Source organism: Ruminococcus sp. OM04-4AA (assembly GCF_003462585.1).
GTDB lineage: Bacteria > Bacillota > Clostridia > Lachnospirales > Lachnospiraceae > Mediterraneibacter > Mediterraneibacter faecis.
The window spans coordinates 1-2078 of record NZ_QTZH01000129.1 but is presented as its reverse complement, the minus strand read 5'-3'; the positions used below and the strand labels follow the sequence as shown (position 1 = coordinate 2078).

Sequence of the window (2078 nt, the reverse complement as noted above, 5' to 3'; positions counted from 1 at the left end):
AAAATGCTTGCATTTTTAAGACTGTTTTTGAAATTTTATTTGGCGGATACGCCACACCGACGAAATGCGTAGCATTTTGGAGGTTGGCTCTGAACAGTTACAATAATTTTACAGATAAGCAATCACAGCATTCGTATGATCTGCTATAGAACATAGAAGGAGAATATCCGCAATGGAGGATAAGCGTATCACCAAAACAAAATGTGCTTTAAAGTCTGCTCTTTTGGATCTTTTAACCACACAGGCTTTTGATGTGATTTCAATCACGGAATTATGTAAGATTGCCAATGTCAGCCGGATCACTTTCTACACACATTATAAAGATAAATTTGCCCTCCTTGACGACATTTTCAATGATATGCTGATTATTGGAAAAGAGGGATACCATCGCAGACAAGAGGAAAACAATCCTGAAAACAATCTCACACAGGGATATCTGAACGTTTTGGACAGTATTTTGTCTCTTTACTATGAACGTTATGATTTTTTCCAGCATGTCGTACCGGAAACAAATCCTTACCTGGCTTTTCGATTTTATCGGATCCTTTTAGACACGGTAGAATCTCATACAGATAAGCTGAAGGCTTCTTATTCTTTAAAATATTCTGCAAGACAGATTGCCGGATTCATCTGCTTTGGTCTGTTCGGATTTATCAGTGAGTCTTATACATCAAAAGTACCGTTAGAACAGGTTCAGGCCGGAGCAAGACAACTTTTAACAGATCTTCTGCAATCCAAAATTCTTGTATAATGTTTTGCATTTGTAACTGTTCAGAGCCAAGCAAAATTTCAAAAAAAGATGTAAAATGCTTGCATTTTTAGATGTAAACATGAAAAAGAACATGCACCACAGTTTCAAGACTTCTTAAACAGAAGCTTTTATTCTCTGGTCATGTTCTTTTTTATTTTTAATAGTTACGCCTCTTTTTCTTTGTAATGATGCGCCTCTTCGAGCATCATATCTTTCACTTTCATCAGTCGAATCTGTGTACTACGCTCATTCTCATCCAGTTTCATCGTAATGTATTTGATACTTTCCTCTGTCTCTGGAATGATAACATGCTCCAGTGCATTTACACGACGTCTTGTCTTCTCAATCTCTGCCGCCATCAGCTGACATGCTTTTTCACATTCTGCAAGTCGGATCATGTCTGGGAGGATATCTGATAAAGACTTCACTGCTCCATCAAGATCGCTGGAAGTAAATGCAAATCCATAAGAATAGATATCATTTTCATCCGCTGTTCTTGTTTTGGATGTGAAGGTCGGAATCTCAACACTCATAACATTCTTCTCATCAACTATAAGTCCAACTTCCTGCTTCGGAGCCATCAATGCAGTATTCAGTGCTGCCTCTGACATTCCGGCCCGGGCAATAACAAAATTACGGTTCGCAGAGAGAATTCCTTCTTCTACACGAAGTCTCACTTCCATATTTTCTCGGACAAGATCCAGATACTGGCGCATCAGCTCATCACGCTTATCTTTCAAAAGCTTGTGACCACGAATGGCTGTAATCCGCTTTTTCTTCAAACGGGTTAGTTCCATACGGGTTGGATTCACTTGTTTCGCAGCCAATACCGCCACCTCCTCTTTCTATCTTCGATCACTCTGTCTGTTCTTACTCTTTGTCGTAATATTCATCCAGATATTTATCGTCAATTCGTTTGAGTTCGGTACGCGGCAGCATGCGAAGCAGCTTCCATCCGATATTCAATGTTTCCTCAATGCTTCGGTCTGTCTGATATCCCTGAGATACATATTCTTTCTCAAATGCATCTGCGAAACGTGCATATTTCAGGTCAATTTCTGTCAGTGCAGCCTCTCCCAGGATAACCATCAGCTCTTTTGCATCTTTACCACGCGCATAAGCGGCAAACAACTGATTCATCGTATTGGCATGATCTGCTCTTGTCTTACCTGCTCCGATTCCTTTATCTTTCAGACGGGACAGAGATGGAAGAACATCAATTGGAGGTGTTACTCCTTTTCTGTAAAGCTCACGGCTTAAGATGATCTGTCCTTCCGTGATATATCCTGTCAGGTCAGGGATTGGATGAGTCTTGTCATCCTCAGGC

3 protein-coding genes are annotated in these 2078 nt (G+C 40.3%); 1 reads left to right on the top strand and 2 read right to left on the bottom strand.

Annotated features, from left to right (window positions below; genetic code table 11):
* Nucleotides 1-172: 172 nt before the first annotated feature.
* The gene (locus tag DXB52_RS15585) at nt 173-751 is read left to right on the top strand and encodes a TetR/AcrR family transcriptional regulator (protein WP_117541004.1); all 579 of its coding nucleotides are present in this window, start codon (nt 173-175) and stop codon (nt 749-751) included.
* A 164-nt stretch (nt 752-915) separates the two neighbouring features.
* Here DXB52_RS15585 and DXB52_RS15580 read toward each other — a convergent pair whose 3' ends face one another.
* Nucleotides 916-1578, bottom strand: coding sequence for a V-type ATP synthase subunit D (locus tag DXB52_RS15580; RefSeq protein WP_020436093.1), 663 nt, complete (start codon nt 1576-1578; stop codon nt 916-918).
* 43 nt (nt 1579-1621) lie between these two features.
* Nucleotides 1622-2078 (bottom strand): ATP synthase beta subunit C-terminal domain-containing protein (locus DXB52_RS15575; protein ID WP_472520550.1); only part of this gene is annotated, 457 nt, incomplete at its 5' end.

Coding starts and splice junctions, on each gene's coding strand:
- DXB52_RS15585 (WP_117541004.1), top strand. CDS start 173: ATGGAGGATAAGCGTATCACCAAAACAAAATGTGCTTTAAAGTCTGCT.